The following is a 1,349-nucleotide window of genomic DNA, read 5'->3' on the forward strand; positions in this document are numbered from 1 at the left end:
TACGACGACGAGGCGACCGAGGTGGCCCGCGCGTTCACCCGGCTCAAGTGCGAGCTCATGCCCTACCTGTTCGGTGCGGCCGTGCGGGCGCACCGCGAGGGCGTGCCCGTGATGCGCGCGATGCTGTTGGAGTTCCCCGACGACCCGACCTGCCACCACCTGGACACGCAGTACATGCTGGGCGACGACCTCCTGGTCGCCCCCGTCCTGAGCCCGGACGGCTCCGTCGAGTACTACGTGCCCGAGGGCGAGTGGACGCACCTGGTCACGGGCGAGACCGTGCGGGGTCCGGCCTGGCGCCGCGAGACGCACGGCTTCGACTCCCTGCCCCTGCTGGTCCGGCCGCACGCGGTCGTCCCCGTCGGCGCGGTGGCGGACCGTCCCGACTACGACTACACGGACGGGCTGACCCTGCGCGTGTACGGCGCCGGGGACGCGGCCCCGGTGACCACCACGGTCGTTCCGGCCGCCGACGGCTCCGCCGCCGCGGTCTTCCACACCGAACGGTCCGGGGAGAGGGTCACCGTGGCGGCCGAGACCGCTCCCACCCACGGATGGAGGGTCCTCCTGGTCGGCGTGCGCGGGGCCGAGGCCGACGGCCCCGGCACGGAGGTCACCGTGACCGACGGCGGAACCCTGGTGTCGGTTCCGGCCGGTACCGCCCGCGTCGGCCTCCGCCTGCCCTGACCCGGGCCGGGTCCCCTCCGGAGCGTCCGCGTTCCGGAGAGGGCCGGGGTGAGTGAGCCGTCAGCTCTCATGGGACTGCTCCCTGGGCGGGGGAACTGGGTTTCCAGTCCACCTTCCGGGGAGCGGTTCGCGGTGCGGGCCCGGCGCGGGACCCGGCACGGGGCGGCCCCCCGGCGGACGCCCGGAACCGGCGTGTCCTAGTGTCGGGCGCATGACGGACGGGGTACCGCCGACCGCGCGCGAGGTGGCCGACCGGGTGGCGCGGCGGGAGACGAGCGCGGTCGACGTGGTCCGGGAGGCGCTGGCCGCCGTCGACCGGATCCACGACCTGCGCGCCTTCGTCTCGGTCTGGCCCGAGGCGGCGCTGGCACGCGCCGCCGCGGTGAACGCGGCCGTGGCGCGCGGCGAGAGTCCGCCGTTGGCCGGGGTGCCCCTCGCCGTGAAGGCCCCCGAGGGAACCGGCTCCCTCCAGGCACGGCGCCTGGTCGCGGCCGGTGCGGTGCCCGTGGGGGCCACCGCGGTCCCCGGGCCCGGAACCGCGTGGAAGACCTGGGGCCGCACCGAACGGGGCCCCACCCTCAACCCGTGGCGGCACGACGTGGTTCCGGGCGGGTCGTCGGCGGGCTCGGCGGTCGCGGTGGCCGCCGGGGCGGTGCCGATGG

General features: G+C 76.6%; 1 protein-coding gene and 1 pseudogene. Both read left to right on the top strand.

The features are described from left to right. Positions 1–687: pseudogene (locus D455_RS29055) on the top strand (TIM-barrel domain-containing protein); the annotation flags it as partial. A 211-nt stretch (positions 688–898) separates the two neighbouring features. Continuing rightward, positions 899–1,349 (top strand): amidase family protein (locus D455_RS0103545; RefSeq protein ID WP_017569392.1); only part of this gene is annotated, 451 nt, incomplete at its 3' end.

Origin of the sequence: Nocardiopsis halotolerans DSM 44410 (assembly GCF_000341065.1) — a bacterium.
Lineage (GTDB): Bacteria > Actinomycetota > Actinomycetes > Streptosporangiales > Streptosporangiaceae > Nocardiopsis > Nocardiopsis halotolerans.